Origin of the sequence: Lentilactobacillus farraginis DSM 18382 = JCM 14108, from assembly GCF_000583655.1 — a bacterium.
Classification (GTDB): domain Bacteria; phylum Bacillota; class Bacilli; order Lactobacillales; family Lactobacillaceae; genus Lentilactobacillus; species Lentilactobacillus farraginis.
In genome coordinates, this window is the sequence record NZ_BAKI01000002.1 from 125844 (window position 1) to 145556 (window position 19713).

General features: G+C 43.0%; 26 protein-coding genes and 3 pseudogenes. 19 read left to right on the forward strand and 10 right to left on the reverse strand.

The annotated features are described in order from the left end of the window. The first annotated feature begins 129 nt into the window (after window positions 1-129). The 14 genes from JCM14108_RS01510 (at window position 130) to JCM14108_RS15010 (ending at window position 8283) form a co-directional block, all read left to right on the forward strand. Complete coding sequence (locus JCM14108_RS01510; RefSeq protein WP_420805524.1) at window positions 130-1176, forward strand: HesA/MoeB/ThiF family protein; 1047 nt, start codon at window positions 130-132, stop codon at window positions 1174-1176. Next, window positions 1173-1640 (forward strand): MogA/MoaB family molybdenum cofactor biosynthesis protein, encoded by a 468-nt coding sequence (locus JCM14108_RS01515; RefSeq protein WP_035177743.1) that lies wholly within the window; start codon window positions 1173-1175, stop codon window positions 1638-1640. Before JCM14108_RS01510 ends, JCM14108_RS01515 begins: the two co-directional genes overlap by 4 nt. 21 nt (window positions 1641-1661) lie before the next feature. Continuing rightward, window positions 1662-2879, forward strand: coding sequence for a molybdopterin molybdotransferase MoeA (locus tag JCM14108_RS01520; RefSeq protein WP_051995954.1), 1218 nt, complete (start codon window positions 1662-1664; stop codon window positions 2877-2879). After that, on the forward strand, window positions 2858-3052 hold the full coding sequence (locus JCM14108_RS14030) for a molybdopterin-guanine dinucleotide biosynthesis protein B (protein WP_051995956.1): 195 nt from the start codon (window positions 2858-2860) through the stop codon (window positions 3050-3052). Before JCM14108_RS01520 ends, JCM14108_RS14030 begins: the two co-directional genes overlap by 22 nt. Before the next feature lie 62 nt (window positions 3053-3114). Continuing rightward, window positions 3115-3378 carry a P-loop NTPase family protein gene (locus tag JCM14108_RS14035; protein ID WP_051995957.1) on the forward strand — a complete coding sequence of 88 codons (264 nt, stop codon included), beginning with the start codon at window positions 3115-3117 and terminating at the stop codon, window positions 3376-3378. Continuing rightward, the gene (gene moaC, locus JCM14108_RS01530; RefSeq protein ID WP_035177746.1) at window positions 3353-3862 is read left to right on the forward strand and encodes a cyclic pyranopterin monophosphate synthase MoaC; all 510 of its coding nucleotides are present in this window, start codon (window positions 3353-3355) and stop codon (window positions 3860-3862) included. Before JCM14108_RS14035 ends, moaC begins: the two co-directional genes overlap by 26 nt. Further along, entirely contained in the window at window positions 3859-4434 is a 576-nt protein-coding gene (locus JCM14108_RS01535) for a molybdenum cofactor guanylyltransferase (RefSeq protein ID WP_035177749.1), read from the forward strand. The genes moaC and JCM14108_RS01535 overlap by 4 nt, the downstream gene beginning before the upstream one ends. Next, window positions 4418-4669 carry a hypothetical protein gene (locus tag JCM14108_RS01540; protein WP_035177752.1) on the forward strand — a complete coding sequence of 84 codons (252 nt, stop codon included), beginning with the start codon at window positions 4418-4420 and terminating at the stop codon, window positions 4667-4669. The genes JCM14108_RS01535 and JCM14108_RS01540 overlap by 17 nt, the downstream gene beginning before the upstream one ends. A 102-nt stretch (window positions 4670-4771) precedes the next feature. After that, complete coding sequence (locus tag JCM14108_RS01545) at window positions 4772-5206, forward strand: GAF domain-containing protein (RefSeq protein WP_035177754.1); 435 nt, start codon at window positions 4772-4774, stop codon at window positions 5204-5206. 29 nt (window positions 5207-5235) lie between these two features. Beyond that, the gene (locus JCM14108_RS01550; RefSeq protein WP_035177756.1) at window positions 5236-6282 is read left to right on the forward strand and encodes a sensor histidine kinase; all 1047 of its coding nucleotides are present in this window, start codon (window positions 5236-5238) and stop codon (window positions 6280-6282) included. Beyond that, complete coding sequence (locus tag JCM14108_RS01555) at window positions 6275-6928, forward strand: LuxR C-terminal-related transcriptional regulator (RefSeq protein ID WP_035177759.1); 654 nt, start codon at window positions 6275-6277, stop codon at window positions 6926-6928. The genes JCM14108_RS01550 and JCM14108_RS01555 overlap by 8 nt, the downstream gene beginning before the upstream one ends. A gap of 99 nt (window positions 6929-7027) precedes the next feature. Beyond that, window positions 7028-7294 carry a hypothetical protein gene (locus JCM14108_RS01560; protein WP_035177762.1) on the forward strand — a complete coding sequence of 89 codons (267 nt, stop codon included), beginning with the start codon at window positions 7028-7030 and terminating at the stop codon, window positions 7292-7294. Between the two features lie 18 nt (window positions 7295-7312). After that, the gene (locus tag JCM14108_RS15005) at window positions 7313-7885 is read left to right on the forward strand and encodes a hypothetical protein (protein WP_237745678.1); all 573 of its coding nucleotides are present in this window, start codon (window positions 7313-7315) and stop codon (window positions 7883-7885) included. Window positions 7886-7911: 26 nt separating this feature from the next. Then, window positions 7912-8283 (forward strand): hypothetical protein, encoded by a 372-nt coding sequence (locus JCM14108_RS15010; protein WP_237745679.1) that lies wholly within the window; start codon window positions 7912-7914, stop codon window positions 8281-8283. A gap of 110 nt (window positions 8284-8393) precedes the next feature. Here JCM14108_RS15010 and JCM14108_RS01570 read toward each other — a convergent pair. From JCM14108_RS01570 to JCM14108_RS01595, 6 genes and pseudogenes are all read right to left on the reverse strand, one after another. Next, a pseudogene (locus JCM14108_RS01570) lies at window positions 8394-8674 on the reverse strand (metal-sulfur cluster assembly factor). A gap of 53 nt (window positions 8675-8727) precedes the next feature. Continuing rightward, on the reverse strand, window positions 8728-9039 hold the full coding sequence (locus JCM14108_RS01575; RefSeq protein ID WP_051995959.1) for a cupin domain-containing protein: 312 nt from the start codon (window positions 9037-9039) through the stop codon (window positions 8728-8730). Window positions 9040-9064: 25 nt separating this feature from the next. After that, window positions 9065-10258 carry a nitrate/nitrite transporter gene (locus JCM14108_RS01580; protein ID WP_035177765.1) on the reverse strand — a complete coding sequence of 398 codons (1194 nt, stop codon included), beginning with the start codon at window positions 10256-10258 and terminating at the stop codon, window positions 9065-9067. Between the two features lie 3 nt (window positions 10259-10261). Then, on the reverse strand, window positions 10262-11260 hold the full coding sequence (moaA, locus tag JCM14108_RS01585; protein WP_035177768.1) for a GTP 3',8-cyclase MoaA: 999 nt from the start codon (window positions 11258-11260) through the stop codon (window positions 10262-10264). A gap of 10 nt (window positions 11261-11270) precedes the next feature. After that, window positions 11271-11516 (reverse strand): MoaD/ThiS family protein, encoded by a 246-nt coding sequence (locus JCM14108_RS01590; protein WP_035177771.1) that lies wholly within the window; start codon window positions 11514-11516, stop codon window positions 11271-11273. Beyond that, window positions 11513-11920: a molybdenum cofactor biosynthesis protein MoaE gene (locus JCM14108_RS01595; RefSeq protein WP_035177774.1), complete on the reverse strand. Its 408-nt coding sequence runs from the start codon at window positions 11918-11920 to the stop codon at window positions 11513-11515. Before JCM14108_RS01595 ends, JCM14108_RS01590 begins: the two co-directional genes overlap by 4 nt. A 129-nt stretch (window positions 11921-12049) precedes the next feature. Here JCM14108_RS01595 and JCM14108_RS01600 point away from each other — a divergent pair, with 129 nt between their 5' ends. The 3 genes and pseudogenes from JCM14108_RS01600 to JCM14108_RS01615 all read left to right on the forward strand — a co-directional run bounded on the left by JCM14108_RS01600 (window position 12050) and on the right by JCM14108_RS01615 (window position 14299). Next, window positions 12050-12514 (forward strand): flavodoxin domain-containing protein, encoded by a 465-nt coding sequence (locus tag JCM14108_RS01600; RefSeq protein ID WP_035177779.1) that lies wholly within the window; start codon window positions 12050-12052, stop codon window positions 12512-12514. After that, window positions 12511-13514, forward strand: a pseudogene (locus tag JCM14108_RS01610) (FecCD family ABC transporter permease). Before JCM14108_RS01600 ends, JCM14108_RS01610 begins: the two are co-directional and overlap by 4 nt. Further along, window positions 13511-14299: an ABC transporter ATP-binding protein gene (locus JCM14108_RS01615; RefSeq protein WP_035177785.1), complete on the forward strand. Its 789-nt coding sequence runs from the start codon at window positions 13511-13513 to the stop codon at window positions 14297-14299. The pseudogene JCM14108_RS01610 and the gene JCM14108_RS01615 overlap by 4 nt, the downstream one beginning before the upstream one ends. Before the next feature lie 94 nt (window positions 14300-14393). Here JCM14108_RS01615 and JCM14108_RS01620 read toward each other — a convergent pair whose 3' ends face one another. The 4 genes and pseudogenes from JCM14108_RS01620 to mutY all read right to left on the reverse strand — a co-directional run bounded on the left by JCM14108_RS01620 (window position 14394) and on the right by mutY (window position 18108). Then, window positions 14394-15443, reverse strand: coding sequence for an ABC transporter substrate-binding protein (locus JCM14108_RS01620; RefSeq protein ID WP_035177786.1), 1050 nt, complete (start codon window positions 15441-15443; stop codon window positions 14394-14396). Window positions 15444-15468: 25 nt separating this feature from the next. Further along, complete coding sequence (locus tag JCM14108_RS14040; protein ID WP_369385514.1) at window positions 15469-16392, reverse strand: SufD family Fe-S cluster assembly protein; 924 nt, start codon at window positions 16390-16392, stop codon at window positions 15469-15471. Beyond that, entirely contained in the window at window positions 16350-16673 is a 324-nt protein-coding gene (locus tag JCM14108_RS14045) for a hypothetical protein (protein ID WP_051995963.1), read from the reverse strand. The genes JCM14108_RS14040 and JCM14108_RS14045 overlap by 43 nt, the downstream gene beginning before the upstream one ends. 323 nt (window positions 16674-16996) lie before the next feature. Continuing rightward, window positions 16997-18108 (reverse strand): annotated as a pseudogene (gene mutY / locus JCM14108_RS01630) (A/G-specific adenine glycosylase). Between the two features lie 200 nt (window positions 18109-18308). On the opposite strand from mutY, the gene JCM14108_RS01635 reads away from it, so the two are divergent. After that, a complete protein-coding gene (locus JCM14108_RS01635) occupies window positions 18309-19049 on the forward strand; it encodes a polyphosphate polymerase domain-containing protein (RefSeq protein ID WP_035177788.1) in 741 nt (246 codons plus the stop codon). Beyond that, window positions 19030-19713, forward strand: a complete 684-nt coding sequence (locus tag JCM14108_RS01640) for a DUF4956 domain-containing protein (RefSeq protein WP_035177790.1) — start codon at window positions 19030-19032, stop codon at window positions 19711-19713. Before JCM14108_RS01635 ends, JCM14108_RS01640 begins: the two co-directional genes overlap by 20 nt.

The window sequence follows — 19713 nt, forward strand, 5'->3', positions numbered from 1 at the left end:
AAGAAACGTAGTCAATGCTTATGAGAACTGGTTTTTTAAATTGAAAGTAAGCCATTTCCCTAATACTAAGGTAGCATTGCCTTTGATATACTTCGACTAGGGAAATACCTATATTTTAATTTGAAGAAGGTGATTATATTGGACCGTTATGACCGTCAAAAACGTGTTGCCGTCATCGGCAAAACAGGTCAGGAAAGCCTGCAGCGGGCAACAATTTTAATTGCCGGCGTGGGTGCTTTGGGCAGCTATGCCACCGAGCAATTAGCCCGGGCCGGTGTTGGTAAGTTAATTCTAATTGATCCGGATACGGTTTCACTTACGAATTTACAACGTCAGGCTTTATTTACTGAAAAAGATGCCACCAAACAAAAATTAAAGGTCGAAGCCGCCGCCGATCATTTACACCGAATTAATGCAACTACTGTTATTGATTGTTATCCAACCCCCCTTTCGGCTGACCAACTTGAGAATTTGACGTTTGATCTAGCACTTGACTGTCTGGATAACTATCAAGCCCGCGACCTGTTAAATCGAGCAGCTGTCCGATTTAATTTTGATTTTATTTTTGCCAGCTGTGCCGGTACATTTGGCAACGTCATGGCAATATCACCTCAAGTCGGTCCTTGTCTGAACTGCCTATTTCCAAATATTAATGACCTTAAGAAAAACGATTGTGATCTAATTGGGGTTAATACTGCTTTGGTCCCAATGGTTTCAGCCATTCAAACCTCATTAGCAATCAAATATCTGGTTGCCCCCAGGGAAATTGCCTTTAACCAACTGATAACCGTTGATAATTGGCAACTTAGTCAAACAAATTTTCAAATTTCCAAATCAGCTAATTGTCCGGTTTGTCAAAATAAGCACCCAACTCTACCGCAAGTGAAAAATCAACAGCTGCGACTGCTTTGTGGCAGTCAAACCTACACGGCAACTTTACGAACCAAACTGGATCTTCCCAAAATGATCAATTTTGCTCAAAAAGGCAATTGTCTGAAAATGGCTTTTAAACACTTTTTAAAACTGAGCTGGCAGAACCACGAAATCAGCTGGTTTCCAAACGGTAAAGTCCTACTATATGCCGTTGCCAGCAGTCAGGAAGCCGAGATGCTCTTTAATAGATTTGACCAGGCAATCACCCAATTCAATCATGAAAGGCAGGCCACCCAGCCATGACATCCGTTTCAATTTTAACGATTAGTGACACCAGAAATTTAAAGACCGATCGATCCGGTCAATTAATCGCGTCATTTTTAACCAAATCAGGAATTACCGTTAACGATCGTCAGGTCGTCATTGATGATATTGTCGCAATTCAAAGTCAATTTCTGGCATTTGAACAAACACCGACCGATTTGATTATCACTAACGGCGGGACCGGCATCGCTTTAAGGGATGTCACTATTCAAGCAATTTCACCGTTGTTGGTTGAAACGATTCCTGGGTTTGGTGAAGCTTTTCGCCGCCTTTCAGTCAAGGAAGTTGGCACTCGGGCACTGGCTTCCCGGGCTTTAGCCGGCTTTAACGTCAAAAACCAACTCTGTTACTGTCTGCCTGGGTCCAGTGGTGCCTGTCAAACCGCCATGACGCATCTCATTATCCCGGAATTCAAACATCTGTTATTTGAAAGAAATAAATAAATGCTACTTAGGAGGAAGCCAATGCTTACCCGAAGAAAACCCGTTTCAATTACCAATGCCCAAAAAATGCTGACTGACCTGCCACTCCGATCCGAAGTCGAGGAGATTCCCGTTTCAAAAGCCAATCACCGAATCGTTGCCCAAGATATTTTGGCACCATTTGACTACCCCCACTTTCGTCGTTCCGGATATGACGGCTATGCGATTCGTTCTGAAGATGATCATGATTACCCAAAGATATTTAAAGTTGTTGGCAACATCCCTGCCGGTGCGACCTTCGACCAACCACTTGGTAAAAACGAAACCACTCGGATTATGACCGGCGCTTTTGTACCCGATAACGCGGGAAAGGTCATTATGCTCGAACAAACCCGTGAGGCGGCCGACCCACAGCACATTAAAATCATGGTTCCGGCAAACCACAGTAATATTACAGAAAAAGGCACCGAATTTGCGGCCAATGATGTCCTGATTAAAGCGAATACCGAATTAAATCCAGGTGGTTTGGCAATCTTGACCGCTTTGGGAATTCAAACCGTTCCGGTATATCGGCAGCCCAAAATTGCAATTATTACGACAGGTACCGAGCTGATTCGCCCTAATGAAAAACGCCGTCCCGGCAAGATCTACAACAGCAACGGCATCTTGATTGAAAACCTGGTAAAAGAACACGGCGGTGTTGTGACCGAAAACCGTCAATTGGTGGACGACGCCAACTTATTAAAGACCACCCTAAAGTCAGCCATTGCACAAAATGACATTGTCATCACTGACGGTGGCGTCTCGGTTGGTGATTATGACTTTTTGGCAGTAGCGGCTCTAAAATCAGACAAATTATTATTTAATAAGCTGCGAATGCGTCCCGGCAGTGTAACAACTGCCTTTGTGCAGGATCAAACGCTGGTAATGGCGCTATCCGGCAATCCGGGAGCCTGCTTTACGGCCTTTTACCTTTACGTTGAACCACTTTTAAGTCGGTTTGTTCATCGACCATCTCGGGTTGTTGAAACCACCGCCACCTTGGTGGCACCTTATCATAAGACAAATGGCTTTGATCGAATTCTACGGGGAACCATTACGCAAAACGACCATGGTTATGAGGTTGTTCCTAACGGTTCCGATAAATCGGGCGATCTCGGTAACCTGCAGACAACTACCTGTTTATTTGAGATTCCCCATAGTAATACACCCATCGCATTGAATACCGAGGTGAAAACATGGTTGTTACCCTTCAAGTAATTGGTTATAAAAATTCCGGGAAAACCACGGTTATTACCGCGTTTATCCGAGAATTGACCCGCCGTCATATTAGCGTTTCAGTTATTAAACACAGCTCCCACGAAATCGAATTGGATGTTGCCGGTACCGATACCGCACAGTTTACAGCAGCTGGCGCGGCCAGTACGGTTTAAAAACCGCCAGTACACTGTATTATCAGCAGCCAACCACAGTCCAATTAACGGCAGCCGATATCATGACGGGGCTGCCCCAAAAGTCCGCCGTCGTTTTAATCGAAGGTTTTAAAACTGATCCTTTCCCCAAGTTGGCGTTGCTTAAAAAACCAACCGATCGACAGCGGTTAGCTCGTTATCAACCCATTGTCGAAACAGCCAGTCTCTTTTCACCGGAACTGCTTTTTCAAAATGAATCATTTGGTGTTTCAACCATTACCCAATGGTTCATCCATGAATTTTTACCAAAGGAGCTTACTCATGACAGATTCTCTCACCCATTTTAATGATCAAAGTCGAGCCAAAATGGTCGATGTTACCAATAAAACCGTTACTTCTCGAATGGCTGCCGCAACTGGAAAAATTACCATGCAGCCGGCCACCCTAGCTCGGATTCACGCAGGAAAAGTTAAAAAAGGCGATGTTTTAGCAGTTGCCCAAGTTGCAGGAATTATGGCTGCCAAACAGACCAGCAGTCTAATTCCGATGTGTCATTTGATTCCCCTGACCGGCGTTGACCTTCACTTTTCAGATGATCGACAAACCACGATTACCGTAACTGCAACCGTTAAAACCAAGCACGTAACCGGTGTTGAAATTGAAGCCCTCTTGGCGGTGCAAACCAGCTTGTTAACCATTTACGATATGTGCAAAGCCATGGATCGAGGAATGAAGATGACCGATATTCACCTGATTGAAAAGGCTGGTGGTAAGAGTGGTCACTTTGTTTACGATCAATCAACGATGAACCAGGGAGGCGCTTCTAATTGATTGGAATTGTTTTAGCGGGCGGCCAAAGCCGACGATTTGGTCAGGATAAAGCCCTCTACAAATTACCACACCAGTCACTCACCAACGCCCAAACCGCGATTGGCAACCTACTGCCAATTTGTGATCGGGTCATTTTAAGTGCCAGTCAAACTAATTTTGCCAAGTTAACCGCCACTTGTGAAACCATCCCCCGGGTGAGCGTTATTCAGGACCAGGCGCCATTTATCAACTGTGGTCCGCTGGGCGGGCTTTACGCGGCAGCGTGTCAGTTTCCCGGCTCAACAGATTATTTACTGTTGGCCGTAGATTTCCCGTTTGTTACTGCCAATATTTTGGCAACCATTGCCAGCATCGAAAACAGCTACGCAGCTACCGAAACACACGAGCAGTATGCGATTAGTCATTTCACAACTAGCAAACAGGAATTGGTTAATTACTTGCAAACCGGCAACTTCAGCTTGAAAGGCTTTGTTAAAGACGACCGGCACTGCGTTGCAATTAATTTTGCTGCGACAATGGCTCTTACAAATTTAAATTATGAAAAGGAGTCCCATGATGAAAACAAAAAATGATATGTCTGAAGCCGATTTTCAAAAATTGGTTCAGATTGCTTTAAGTGATCTACAGATCAGAAGAACCCTCCTTGAAAACGAAGTTGCCAGCGTTAATGAGGAAATGCGTTCTCTGGAAAAAGATGCCAAATTAGATCAGTTGGACATGCGAATCCGGGCCGTCCAAGCTGATTATGAGCATTATCGCCAGTTTAACCGGACAACCGAAGCAGTCAATATTGATCAACAGTATTAAAATCAATCTATTTAAATGATGAAAATATCAGGAATTAAGCAACGTTTAGAATATTTTTTGTCCAATTATATATAATAATGTTATAATCAAGGAGTGTTAGATGTGACGTTAAGTGAATCGTCATCTGTCAATCATTACAATGAACTCGTGAACCAAGTGTATCGTAATGAATTGTTTGAATTAGTTGCCGTTGCGCTTCAGTCTCAAACTGCTGCCCGTCAGATTAAATGGCGCTATGCAGCGGGAAATCAAAATGAAAAGTTTCGAAAAATAGTATTACGCAGTGGGATGGGAATCGCCGGATTGGTTATTCGAACCGGCAAACCCTTTTGGTGTGACCGGTTAAATGTTTATCAGTTAAGGGATGCCATGTACACCCCAATTGCCAAGTGCGAATCATTGACCGGTGCCGCAGCCGTACCGATTATGTCACCGGCCACTCGTCTGGTTGACGGGGTTCTCTTAGCCGGTTTTCGAAACGGGCAACCCGTTTCCAATAAAACCGTTCAAGCGCTTTCCCAATACCTGCTGCCTTAAAGACAGGAAAGATTTTGGGAGGCGTTTTTTTGCTAGCAACAAAAGACTGGCTTGGCCAATACTTTGATCATTCAACGGACGCCATTTTTATTTTTAAAGATGATGCGTTACTCGTACAAAATCAAATGGCTAAAGAACTTGAGCAAGAATTAAAAGTTGATCCGATGTACCTGCTTCAGGTAGCGGATACTTCGGTTAAACAAAAGTATTCACAGACCAATGGCTGCTTTAACTGTATTATTCAAAATAAGATGACCAATCTATCAGTACCGCTTACCTTGGCTGACGATTCGACACACCCGCTGCATTATTTTATGGTTTATAGCATCCTCGATAAAACGGCCCATCTGTTTTCGATTACCCTTAAGAGTCGTGGCACCATCAATCGAATGGATCAACTGGCCCAGCAGCGAAAATTAACCCGCTATGTCAATCGGGCACACGAATTGGAACGCAAGCGGATTTCAGCAGATCTTCATGACAGCATTGCCCAGGGGATTTACTCCGCCATTATCGGAATTCGCCGGTTGCGAAACGCCGATCTGTCTACTGAACAATTAACGGCCCTTTCAAACGTGATTGAAAACCAGCTTGACGATACATTAAAGGAAGTTAAGGGAATGGCACTGGATATTCGGCCGTCTGTTTTGGATAATTTTGGCCTTTTGCCGGCTTTAAAGGTCTTGGCTAACCGGCTGGAAGAAAATTCCGGGATTACGATTGAAGTTGCCGGCAAAGCTGATACCAGCGTTCTTTCCGAAGACGTTCAAAGCGTCTTGTATCGAATTGCTCAAGAGGCAATTAATAATGCACTCAAACACGCCAACGCTTCTGAGATTACGGTTTTATTGGTTAATCATCAGCACTTTATAATTTTGGAAATTATTGATGACGGTGATGGCTTTGACGTTCCCAGTCACCAATCCTTTAACGGCCGTTCGCTTGGGCTCTTAAATATGAGTGAACGGGTTAAAGCACTTAACGGCACTTTTAATATCAAGTCAAAGCTTCACGACGGTACAACAGTTACCGCTAAATTTCCAGTTGCAGATTTGGGGAGGAAGCAACATGTATAACGTTCTAATTGCCGATGATCACGCAGTTGTTCGTTCCGGTCTGGCTTACTTGATTAACCAGCAGGCTGATTTTAAAGTGGTTGATGAAGAAGCCAACGGAACAGATACTTATCTCAGAGTTGAACAGGGTGGCATTAATATCTTGATTATGGATCTAAGTATGCCGCCCGGTGAAAGCGGCCTGGTAACAACTAAACGAATTCACGAACATTTTCCGGATATCAGAATTTTGATTCTATCCATGCACGAAGAACAGGCATACATTAATAAAGCCATTCATAACGGCGCCATGTCTTATATTCTTAAAAGTTCACCCGATACGGAACTTTTAACAGGGTTAAAAACAATTGCCCATAAACATTTTTATATTGATCAAAATATCCTGATTACCAAATCCGACCTGCGCCAGATTAATTCTGACGGTGTTGATACTGATATCAAAGGCTATAACGGTTTATCAGAACGGGAGAAAGAAGTTTTTCCACTGGTTGCTTTGGGATATTCAAACAAAGAGATTGCTGCCCAACTATTCATTTCAACTAAAACGGTTGAGGCTCACAAGGCCAATATTATGCGCAAATTGTCGCTGAAATCCCGAGCCGAACTGGTTCGTTATGCAATCCATCACAAACTAATTGACGTGTAATTAAATCGGATATAGTAAAATCCCCAATAGTCCTTCAAATCACGGCCCCTTAGAATAAACCTGTAAGATAAACCAAGGCTAATAAAGAGGAGAAAAAGCATGGCACATAATGTTTCTCATGACGAAGAACTATTGGGGATTTTACGCGATATTAATGAACATCGGTTTCACGAGGGCCGGCAGATCAATCCCGCTTCAATGTTATTTCAAACGGTTCAAGAAGCCGATAAAAAAGGCTATTTGGAGCATGCTGTAATTGATAGCAATCCAGAAAAGCGGCTCGCTGAAATTAATTTGACCCACGCGATTTTATCAACCAGCGGCACTCGGGAACTAGCCAGATTATCAGCACGACAGTCCCATTAAGGAGGCAAATCTAGAACTATGGATATCAAACAAAAACTGGTAGCAAATTACGAAGGCATCGCCATTTATACAGCTGGCTTTTACGCTGATCCGGAAAATGACTTGGCAACCCGGGCCAAACTGCTGGAAACGCTAAAATCATTTGTCCTTAACCAGCAGCCGGAGACTCCCTTTTCTTTACAGATTATGTTGACCAACGGCGAAATCAATATCATGCCCTTGGGACTGGTCGATCTGGATGAATTAAAAGCTTATGAAAAAAAGCGTCGCCAAGAAACCGGCATTATCAACATTGATGACGGGACACCGCTAAACATTCAATTTGCTGCCCACACGGACAAAGCAACCGTTCAAAAGCAATTGATTGGCACCACGCAGGAACTTTTTGATCATTTTGAGCAACAATTTCAACGAATTTGGGCTCAGGTTAAACAATACCTGCAAATGAATCACCAACTATTGCTCAAAATCGAAACTGATTTAATTGAAGATAGTCGAGATATTCAAACGCAATATTCAAAAAACTTTTCAGAAATGTCGACAGACAACGGCGGGAAAAAGTCGGTTTTGACTTACCCGACCAGGAGCTAAACCACTTTTCAACCTTTATGGCTGACATGCATGAAGTCTCGACTGCTGTACTTTCCTCAGCGGCGTTTATCGATCATGAAGTTAAAGGTGACTTATTATTTACCCAAATGATGGCTGACAGTGTTTTGAGAGGGACTTTTTTCTGGGTTCTGGACAACACATTTCATGAGATCTTTTATTATTTTCAACAAAAGTATGGTCAAGACAATCCCAAACTTACCAAACATTTCCGGCACGTTAAACAAACGTTGATTGTCAATATGCGTCACGATGCTTATGAACACGCTAAAAAGCTGTCGGCCAATCCGCAAACGGCGGTTGACTTAAATCGTTATTTTACAGACATTTTTATTCCGGTTGCCGAACAATTGGCAGCCGACAGTGATAAATTCAACTAATGAGACTCTTTTCAGTTTAACGTTTACCTGCCTAAAAACACCCCAGCTAATCGGCTGAACCAATCAGCCTAACCGGGGTGTTTTCCTGTTATTTAAATTATGATTTTCGTTTATCCATGAATACCCAGAGCAACTTTGGCAAATCTACTCATCATGCTTGGGTTCCAAGCCGGTTCCCAAACCAGTTCAATATCACAGGTAGCTACCCCGTCAACCGACGTAACCGCCTGTGTAATTTGATTTGCCAGTAGGCTTCCCAGTGGGCAGCCGATAGTAGTTAATGTCATTGTTACCACACAGTGATGATCTTTTACCGTTACGTCATAGATAAGTCCTAAATTAACCATATCAATGCCCAATTCGGATCAATCACATCTTCCAGCGAAACCATGACATCCTTTTCAACCTGACTGTATGCTTTACCTACTGCTTCTTCAGCCAATCCTATTCCTCCTCTTGAGGTGCTAAAACACCGTGGACAACAATAACTTCACCGTCTTGATCCGGAGCTTCCAGCCAGTGAAATTCACCAGGCGTCATTACAACTGCCTTACCCGGTGTTAAAACCGTCTTGGCGTCATCTGTATGAAAAACAATACTGCCCTTGATTGAAACAACCGTTACCGTCATCAAAGACCGATGCCGTTTAATAACTTTACCTTTTGGCAGCACCAAATGGGTAATTTTAAGGTTGGTCGTTTTAAACATTTGATCCGGTCCCTGTGTTACTTCTGGGTTACTGTTAAGAATTTTCATTTAGACACTCCCATTAACTGAATTTTTATTTGACGATGTGAAAGTCGCCATGAATGAATCGTTTCCATAAAACATATAAACATAGAATCGCAAATAATACGAGTAGTAGAATCCCCACTTGGTACTGGCCCGTTAGCCCATGAAGCCAGCCGACAACCAACGGTGGGAAGAAGCCGCCCAGGCCACCAAGTGCGCCGACAAAGCCCGTAACCGCTCCGGTATTACCTTTTGAAACATAAGGAACCATTTTAAAAATAACACCATTGCCAAAACCGGCAACCAGGCCAACCCCGACAATCCCGGTAATAAAGAGCGGTTGTGACTTAAACGTCAGCATAATCAGCAGTGCAAACAGTGCAATTCCGATAAAACACCATTGCAACAGTTGCATCGGCCGTTTTCGATCTGCTGCGTAACCGCCTACCGGTCGAATAATTGTACACAATCCCGCAAATAAGGCCGCATACAAGCCAGCCTGAATCTGTGGGACGCCAAATACATCCCCTAAAAATAATGGGGTTAAATTAGTAAATGAAACAAACAAACCAAAAGTTAAAAAATAAAATAAAGAAAGATACCAAGTACTACTCTCTTTAGCAACCGACAGTGCTCCCATGATTGTCTTGGTTTTATCTACCGGCATTTCTTTACAAAAAACCGCAAATAACAAAGCCAAAATAATTGTCAGGCCAATTAAAAAATAGTAAACCGCATCAAAACCGTAACCTTTGGAAATGGATGGCAGCGTCAGTGCCGCCACAGCATTACCCATATTCCCCATACTAACAATTCCCAGTGCCAGTCCCTGCTGCTCAGGCGGAAACCAGACCGAAGCATAGGAAACCCCCACTGCAAATGACGTGCCGGCCATGCCAACCAGCAATGCGGCTACCAGCAGCATACCAAACGAATGAACCATTGGAATCATGATTAGTGGGATCAGAATAAAAACCATCAAAATCAAATAGACTTTTTTACCACCATATTTGTCTGACAAAATACCAACGGGCACCCGCATAATCGACCCTAGCAAAACCGGCGTTGCCAGTAGAAGTGTTCGCTGGCCAACGCTTAAATGAAACATCTTTGCCAAATCCGAAGCCAGCGGCGCAAAGTTGGACCATGACATAAAGCAAACGATCATGGCGATGGTCGCCAGTGCCAGCGTCAAATACGCCCGGCCCCGATTCTCTGTTTGAATATTAACCTGATTAGCCATTTTTTACCCCCCAATTTGACTCATATGGCGCCAAGTGGGTGCCTTATCGATAATTCGATCCGTTTCAGCCAGTGCCATTTCGTGATTAAGCGGCTTATTGTCAAGCGCCTTTTGAATTAGTTGTCGAAATGCCGGCTTATCCGGAATCGCCTTTCGGATATTAATCTCTTCGTTCCAATATAAGCAGGCTTTGACATAGCCATCTGCTGTAATTCGCAGCCGATTACAGTTTTCACAGAATTTGGCACTGATGGGATGAATCAGACCAAAGCTACCGGTATAACCGTCAACCTGGTAATTGTCAGACGGCCCGTTGCCACTTAATTCAATGGGATGGTATGTTAACCCGGCTTTACGGCAGATATCAAAAACATTGGTTAAACTAACGTACTCTTTTTTCCAAGTTCGAAGTGCGTTACCAATCGGCATAAACTCGATAAACCGGACGTTTACATTGTGATCTTTGGTATATTTAATGAAATCCAAAACTTCATCATCATTTTGTCCCTTAATCAAAACAATATTTAATTTGATTTTTTTAAAATGTAATTGACTGGCTGCATTAATCCCGTCAAGCACCTGTTGAATATGACCACCCCGGGTGATTTTTTGGTAAACAGCTGGTTTAAACGTATCAAGGCTGATGTTTAGTCGATCCAGTCCAGCAGCTTTAAGTGCAGCAGCTTTTTTCTCCAGAAAAAGGCCGTTGGTCGTAATCGAAACATCATCAATTCCCGGTACCGCTTTGATTCGACGGACAATGTCCACGACATCTGTTCGAAGCAGAGGTTCACCACCTGTGATTCTGACCTTTGAAACACCCATTTCTGCAAAATTTTCGACTAGCTGGACAATCTCATCCTGCGATAATACCCGTTCAGTCGGAAAGAACGGCAAGCCTTCTTTGGGCATACAGTAAACACACCTGAGGTTACAACGATCAGTAATTGACAGCCGAACATAGTCGTGTAATCGATCATACTTATCATATAGTTTTTCCATAAAATGCCTCCTAGCCGCCACTAACCGGTGGAATTATCGCGACATCCAAAATATTGCCTGTTTGTGGCAGAGTATCGTCAATAAATTCCTGATTAATCGCAATTCTGGACTCTTGAACAATTTCTTGACTGCCGGGTAGTTTCTTGATCAGTGCCGATTTAATTGCACTACCGGTAATTGGCTCAGAAATTGTAACCGTGATTTCAGTGTCAAACTGGTCCTGTAGCATGGCAAATAATTTTACTTTCAGATTCATAACGTTGTTCCCCACCTGATCTTATCCGTGTCAATTTCTTTTTTCCAAATTGGGACATCTTTTTTCAATGTATCAATTAAATATTCGCACCACTTAAAGGCTTCCGCTCGATGGGCGGCCGCAACTCCGACAAAAACAGCTTCGTCGGTGAGTTTAAGCCGACCGGTTCGATGGGCAATGACAACCCGACCGCCCTGCTTTTCAATTGGTTCTGCCAGATTGGCCAATTGCGTTTTTGCCATTGCCTCGTAAGCTGTATATTCAATCTGTTTGGTCTCAATCTGCCCGGTCCACTGTCTGACTGTTCCGATAAAAGTTACGATTCCACCATACTTGGGATCTTTTAATCGCTGATACAAGTCATTAACGGGGAGCGGGCTGTTGGAAATCCGTAAATAAGCCACGATCACCACCCCAATCTTTTGATTACACGTTTATTATGTCAAAGGGCGGAAATGATTTGAATTAGTCAATTCCCTAATAATGTTATAAACCGCACAATGCTATACTTTCTTCATAAAGAGGTGGCTAAAATGCTCTCTGCAACTGTTATTTATGCTTCCTTAACTGGAAATAACGCAGAAATTGCGACATTCATTACCAACTACCTGATTAAACAGGCTGTTCAAACTAAAATGATCGATATGCTACAGGCGGATCTGGACGAAATCACCGATCGTAATATTCTGGTCGTGGTTCCTTACACTTATGGTTCTGGTGATTTACCACCGGAAGGCCTGGCAGTCTATGATGATGTGCACCAAACCGACTTAAACCAATTAACCTATGGCGTAGTCGGTTCGGGAGATCGACTCTATGGAGCGGACTTTTGCCGGGCCGTTACTATATTTGACGCGGCTCTGGCGCATGCGGGGGCTAACCGGGGCGCCGATCCCTTATTCGTTGATCTCCAGCCGGATATTAAAGATCAGGCAGCTATTTCAACTTTTGTCGACCAAATTATTCAACAAACAACAATGAGGGCCAAGCAGTCATGACACAACACTTATTTTTTAAGCAACGTTTAACACTCATCGCAGCAGCATTTCTCATGATTATTGGTATGCTGATCGCATTAAGTGTTGGTAGATATGAACTTTCACTTAGGCAGGTTTTTGGTATTTTAACCAACACCATCCCCAGTACCGCTGTCAATCAAAATGTGGTGCTTAATATTCGCCTGCCCAGGGTATTGGCAGCAGCAGGAATTGGTGCAGCACTGGCTTTGTCGGGGACGGCTTATCAGGCATTTTTCAAAACCCGTTAGTCTCTCCAGATCTGCTTGGCGTTTCAAACGGGGCCGCCGTTGGTGCTGCACTGGCAATTTTGCTGAATTTTCAACCATGGGCGATTCAAATTCTGGCATTTATCTTTGGTATTTCAGCCGTTCTTTTGACGATGTCAATTCCAAAATTAATGCATCAGCGAACTACCCTTACCTTAGTTCTTGCCGGCATCATTGTCAGTGGGTTAATGCAGGCCTGTTTGGGTCTGATCAAATATCTGGTTGACCCGGACTCTCAATTGCAATCAATTGTCTTTTGGCAATTGGGCTCCTTAGCAAAAGTTACGCTGACAAATTTGCTAACAACGCTGCCGTTACTTATTATCGGCACAATTATTTTATGTATCATGCGCTGGCGGTTAACAGTAATTTCATTGGGGGATTCGGCTGCCGGTTCATTAGGAATCAATCTAAGATTTGAAAGGCTTTTAATTATTCTATGTGCCACTATTTTAACGGCGGCCTCGGTTTGTATCAGCGGCACCATTGGCTGGATTGGCTTGGTGGTTCCCCACGTTGCCCGACTGATAATCGGCCCCAACCCTAGATACGCGTTGCCGCTGGCTGGACTAGTCGGCGCGCTTTTCTTGGTAATCGTTGATACACTAGCCCGGACGATTTCAGCCGGTGAAATTCCATTAAGCATTTTAACTGGTTTTATCGGTACCCCAATATTTATATACATTCTATTATCAAAGAGGGTTAAATTATGAGCGCCATTCTAACTGCATCTCGGATAGCTTTTCATTATCCCAATCAAGCCAATTTATTTACCAATTTAAGCCTGACAATTAATTCAGGTGAAATCTTCACTTTACTGGGTCCCAATGGTGCCGGCAAAACGACGCTGCTTAAATGTTTGTCGGGCGAATTAATCGTTAATACCGGCCATATCCACTTAAGGGGGACTGATCTAACTAAAATACCAGGAAAAAAGCGGGCTCGACTTCTGGCCTACGTTCCCCAAATTACCACAATCACCAGTCCTCTGTCCGTACTTGACTTTGTTGTGACCGGTCGAACCCCCTTTATCAACTTTGTCAATGTCCCGGGAAAATCGGACTATCAACTTGCCCATAACTGTCTTCAAGAACTCGGTCTGGCCAGTCTTGAATCAAAACAAATGACCGCTTTAAGCGGTGGCCAACAACAAATGATTATGATTGCCAAAGCATTGCTGCAAAAGCCTAAACTGATTGTTTTGGATGAACCAACCTCAGCATTGGATTTTGGTCGCCAACGACAAGTTCTGCGCTTATTAAAAAAATTAGCGAACCGTCATTACGCTATTTTATTGACCACCCATAACCCAAATCATGCATTGATTCTGAACCAAAAGGTTGGCCTTTTTTCAAACGCCGGCCGATTGAAAATTGGTACCACAGCTGACATTATTACTGAATCACACTTGGCAACCCTTTATAATGCACCGCTTAAGATCACTTATGTTCCCCAACTTGGCCGTAATGTTTGTGAGTTGGCTGAATTTGATAATTAGCAATTATTAATCCAGATCAGGTCAAAAAAGTCTCCAACGGATGTTTTTATCTGTTAGAGACTTTTTCCAATTACGCTTAGTTAATCATTAACGATTATTCACCGGGATTTTTCCCAGCCAAAATTAGTTTGGCGTCATGAATAGATAACTGATAATGATAATAACGTTTATAAAAGGCTTGAGTTTGGGTTACCAGGTTTAATTGTTTGAAACGGTTTGGATGGAACAATTTAGCTGCCCAGAGGACTTGAAGTGCCTCTTCAGCACTGTAACGGTCCCAAGGGAAAGTTCCCTGAGGATTTCCATATACGCGACCCCGCTTCACCGCTGTCAGCTGACTAAACGCCGGATTTCGCCGCAAAACTTTTAAAGCATTGGCCGAACTTGTATTACCTACAATAATAATTGTGGGGTCTGCCTTAATTAACTGTTCAGTGGTCACTGAAATCATATTACCGGTCTGCTTAAGTGCATTGGTGCCGCCAGCTGCCCGGATCCATTGATCGACGATTGTTTTTCGACCATCAACCTGATTTAAATTGGTTGGATTAACAATATGCAAGATGCGGGGTCGTTGGTACTGACCCGTTAACTGCTTTTTAACCACGGCCAGATTGTGATCAAGGGTTTTATTATACGACTTGGCAATTTTGGGAGCTTCACCGCCAAGAATTGTCGCCGTTAATTTAATGGATCTTTTTAATCCGCTAAAATCCTGATACATTGCGTTGACTGCGGGTAATTTAGCATTATTGGCAATCTTCAGCTGACCCGAATCAGCCGAAATTACCACATCAGGTTTGGTTTTAATTAAGGCCTCCGATTGAATATCAGCACCCGAAAATGGTGAAACTGCTTTTTTAATTTCCGGATCAATTTTGGTAAACCAAGGTTGCGCTTTGATGAGTTCTGTTGTGGCTACTAATTTTTGCTGCCCCCCTAAAAGTAAAACCACTTGGTTGTTAGCATGCCAAAGGTCCGCTACCCGCGTCACTTTTTGTGGGATTTTAACCTTTTTTCCCGTCATATCAACTACCGTTCTGGTAGGCACAGTGGTTGCCGACCTCGAGTGACAACTACTCAGACCGACAACACTGATAACCATACCAATCAGCAGGATGATTCTGATAATCATTTTCTTCATCTTAATCCAACCTCACTCTTGTTAGTTATTTAATTACCAATTTATCAAGTCGATCATTAATGGACTGAATCAGTCGGGCATAAAACGATTTGGTTGTCTGATTACCGATAATTGGTTTGAAATAATCCTGAACCAACTGTTGCCTTGTTTTAACCGGCTGATTGGACCGCCTCTGCTGATCCAAACAATCAGTATTAGTAGCGTCCAAAGCCAAAATTTGGCTATCCGCTGCTTGCACTTTATCATTGGTATCATTAAGCGCCTTTATTGTTAAATGAGACTCTCCCAGTTGAACGCCACGCTGCTGGAGAGTGCCATTTGCCTGTTTACCCAGCCCATGAATTTGATTTTGAATGACCATCTGTTGTTGACCGCTGGTTAAGGCAACCGTTTTTGCCTGGCTGCGAGCGTTATGCCCCGTTAACTGATAATCCGCCGCCATCACGGTATTGCCACGATTTAATAACGTCGTTAATTGATTAATAGTTGCTTGGGCACCAACTGTGGCCCGCTCTTTCAGATACGTAAGTTGATTATTCCCCAGCCGATTAACTGCAGTCATGTTAATGGCACTTCCTCGCTTGGCGATAATTTCAGTGACACAATCAGCCGGATTGGCTTGATCACCAACGCTACTCAAATTCGTTATAATTGAGGCCTTGGCATTTTTTTCAGCTACAATCAAGATATGAGCTACCATTGCCTGATTTGATGTATTATCTTGGATTAGGTGCAGCTCAATTGGCTGGTCAACCTTAACGTTTTCCGGAATATAGAGAAAGATCCCATTGTTAAGAAAGGCGGCGTGATATGCGGTTAACGAATTTTCATCAGGCAAAACGGCTTTTGACATAAAGAATTTTTCCGCTAATAGTGGATGCTCACGAAAAGCGGCAAATAGATCCGTTAAAATGACGCTTGATCGTCCAGTTCGTCCGGAAGTCTTAATTCAACCGCTGTTTGCCCGATTTTCACTATTTGAATATCGGCATCTTCAATGTTGGCTGCTTTCAATAACTGCTTATCCGACCGGCGCCACTTCATATCCGGTGAATAAAGTTGGGCCAGCTGTTGCTGCAAGTCAATCCCCGAAATAGTGGGCAGCGGCCTGTCGGCAATTATATCCAGAGCTGCCAACCGTTTTTCCGTAAACCAGTGTGGTTCACCATGATCGTTTGAAAGTGATTCCAACAGTACTGAAATTTGATCCTGATTTTTGATTGTTTCCACAATAGTTTCCTTCCCTTATTAAGCCTTTGACTTTTTTGAAATAACATCGATGAATTAAGCCAGCCTTCATATTTTGAACGGTAGTACTTAAGCGACATTAAATCAATGATGATCCTTAATCTCAGCTTCATTATAAAACGACAAATTTGTCGAAAAATACTAGGTGTTTCCCCAAATCTCGTCAGCATCTCAGGTGGCCAACCAACTAAGCCACCCATTGACGATCACTGTTAAAGCCAAAATAAAAACCATTTCCGGTTGATTCGAAAATGGTTTTTATCGCTCGAGATTTTTTAATTATTGCCTCACCATGAAAGCAAGCCTTATTTTTCAATTTGCTTCTGATAACGTTGCCACATCTTATCCTGAACTTTGGTAAAGGCAAATGTTTTAAAAGCACTTGCCGGAATCCATTTACCCGGAAAATAGCTCAAATCAACGTGTTCGGCCAAGTTCGCCGTCAGTAACGTAATTCGCCATTTTTGATGGGTAAAAGTATGCGTGACCGGCTGACCGCCAAGTTTGGTAACGTGTATTTTTAGTCGATAGGTTTCTAAGAATTGATTTTCCAAAGCATTTAACTGTTGGCCTTCGTCAGCGTCCTTTGCTACCTTGAGATCCGCCACTTTAACCAAGGGAAACATCCAAAAATTACTAAGGATGCCATGAGCCGGTCGCTTTTCAAACAAAAAACCGTTGTTAGAAGTAATCAAAAGACCGTAGTAGGCCACTGGTACCGGTCGTTTATTTTTTGTCTTGACCGGATATTGATCTTCAACCCGTCTAAATAAGCTTGGTTAAACGCCTTCATCGGTGAATCCGCCGAGTGATAGTTGGTAGCGGTCATGTAACTGGCACCTAAATCCATAATAGCCTGATTAAAGTCCCCCGGTCGGTCTTTTGAGATAACTCGGCCGATCACGTTTTCAAACAGCCGGCGGGTTTGCGGTTTGGCGATATCCGCGTCAATTTTTAATAACCGGGCAAACACTCGAAATGCATTGCCATCAACTGCAGCAACCGGTTGATTAAAGGCAATGCTGGCAATTGCACCGGCTGTGTACGGGCCAATCCCGCTTAATTCCTGCAAACCGGCTTTAGTTTTCGGCCATTCACCGTGATAATCGGTTATAATTTGTCGGGCCGCTTTTTGTAAGTTACGGGCTCGTGAATAGTACCCCAACCCTTCCCAGGCTTTCATGAGTTGAGTCTCGTCAGCGTCTGCCAATGCCTGAACCGTTGGAAACAGCTTCATAAAGCGCTGATAGTAAGGAATCACCGTTTGAACCTGGGTTTGCTGCAGCATAATTTCTGAAACCCAGACATGGTATGGATCATGATCCTTCCGCCAGGGTAAATCACGTTTGTTTTGATCATACCAATTCAGTAACGTTTTTTGAAACGCCGCGATTTTCTCAGGCGACCACGTTATCATTATCATCACTCACTCTCTTAAAAGACATTTAATTTAATATGGGCTTTACAGTTAAGGGGGATAAATATATATTTATCTTTGGAAAACTTGGTTTATCAAGGTTTGGCCGCGACTCTAACGCCGGACAAGATTGACGTTATCGGCATATTATCTTACAATTTTAAGGATTGACTGATTATATTTTAGAGGGGGCTTTAGAATTGGGGCTAAAGCAGGTTTTTAAGCGCCGTGAGTATAAATATTTACTCAATGCCGAAGAATATACCAATATTCGCAAACTTTTAACGGGTTATATGTCAGAAGACCAATACGGACTAACCACTATTTTATCATTATATTTCGATACACCACAGTATTATATAATTAATCGAAGCATTGAAAAAGCATCGTATAAGTCCAAATTCCGAGTTCGCAGCTATGGTACACCACTGCCTGATGACCCGGTCTTTTTAGAGATAAAGAAGAAAATTGATGGGGTTGTCTATAAGCGGCGACTGGAGATACCTTATGAATTGTTGGAACCAACACTGGCTACGAAAACTGATTGTCTCGAAAAGTATCAGCTAACTGTCGCCGACAATCAAATTCGTCAGGAAATAAAATGGCTGTTTGGCTGCTATACGTTGGCGCCAAAAGCATTAATTACCGATGAACGCGTAGCCCTATTTGCCAATGACGATCCGGATTTCCGGGTAACGTTTGACTTTAACGTCCGGTTCCGGGATAACGATTTAATCCTTGGCCACGGCGGTAATGGGACTAAAATTAAGCCGCCCTTTGAAACAATCATGGAAGTTAAGGCAACCGGTGCTTATCCTATTTGGTTTAGTAACATTATTGCCAATCTGCATTTGGTGAAGGGCCGGTTTTCAAAGTACGGTTATGTTTATCAACACTATTTAAATAAAGCGGGGAAAAAACATGTTACAACAATTGTTTAAAGCACACACAGTCGCCTACACACTGCCTTCAATTATGGGCAGCGTCGTTGCCTCAATTGTTTTGGGATTATTGGTAGCGACAGTCTATATGTATCGAAATACTTATTCCAAAAACTTTGTTATTACGCTGGCTACCCTGCCGCTGCTGGTTCAACTAATTATCATGCTGGTTAATATGAATGGTAATCTGGGAACCGGCATGGCGGTTCTGGGAGCCTTTAGTCTGATTCGTTTCCGATCCGTTGCAGGAAATTCCCGTGACATTGCCACGATTTTTTGGGCAATGGGTGTCGGACTGGCCGCGGGCATGGGTTACGTTTTTTATGCCATTTTCTTCTCAGCAGTCGTAACAGTCTACCTGCTGATTTTAAATTCATCTTCGTTTGGTGATCGTAAGAAAACTGCTGAACGCGAATTAAAAATTACGATCCCCGAAGATCTGGATTTTCCGGGACTATTTGATGATTTGCTGAAAAAATACGGTTACGACTATTCATATGATTCAGTTAAAACCACTACCATGGGTTCAGTCTATGAGCTGTCGTTTTACATTAAGCTAAAAGACGTCAAGGAAGAAAAACATTTAATCGATGAAATCAGAGTTCGCAATGGCAATATGCCGGTTGTCTCAAGCAAATTGTCGTCTCAAACCAATGTCTTGTAA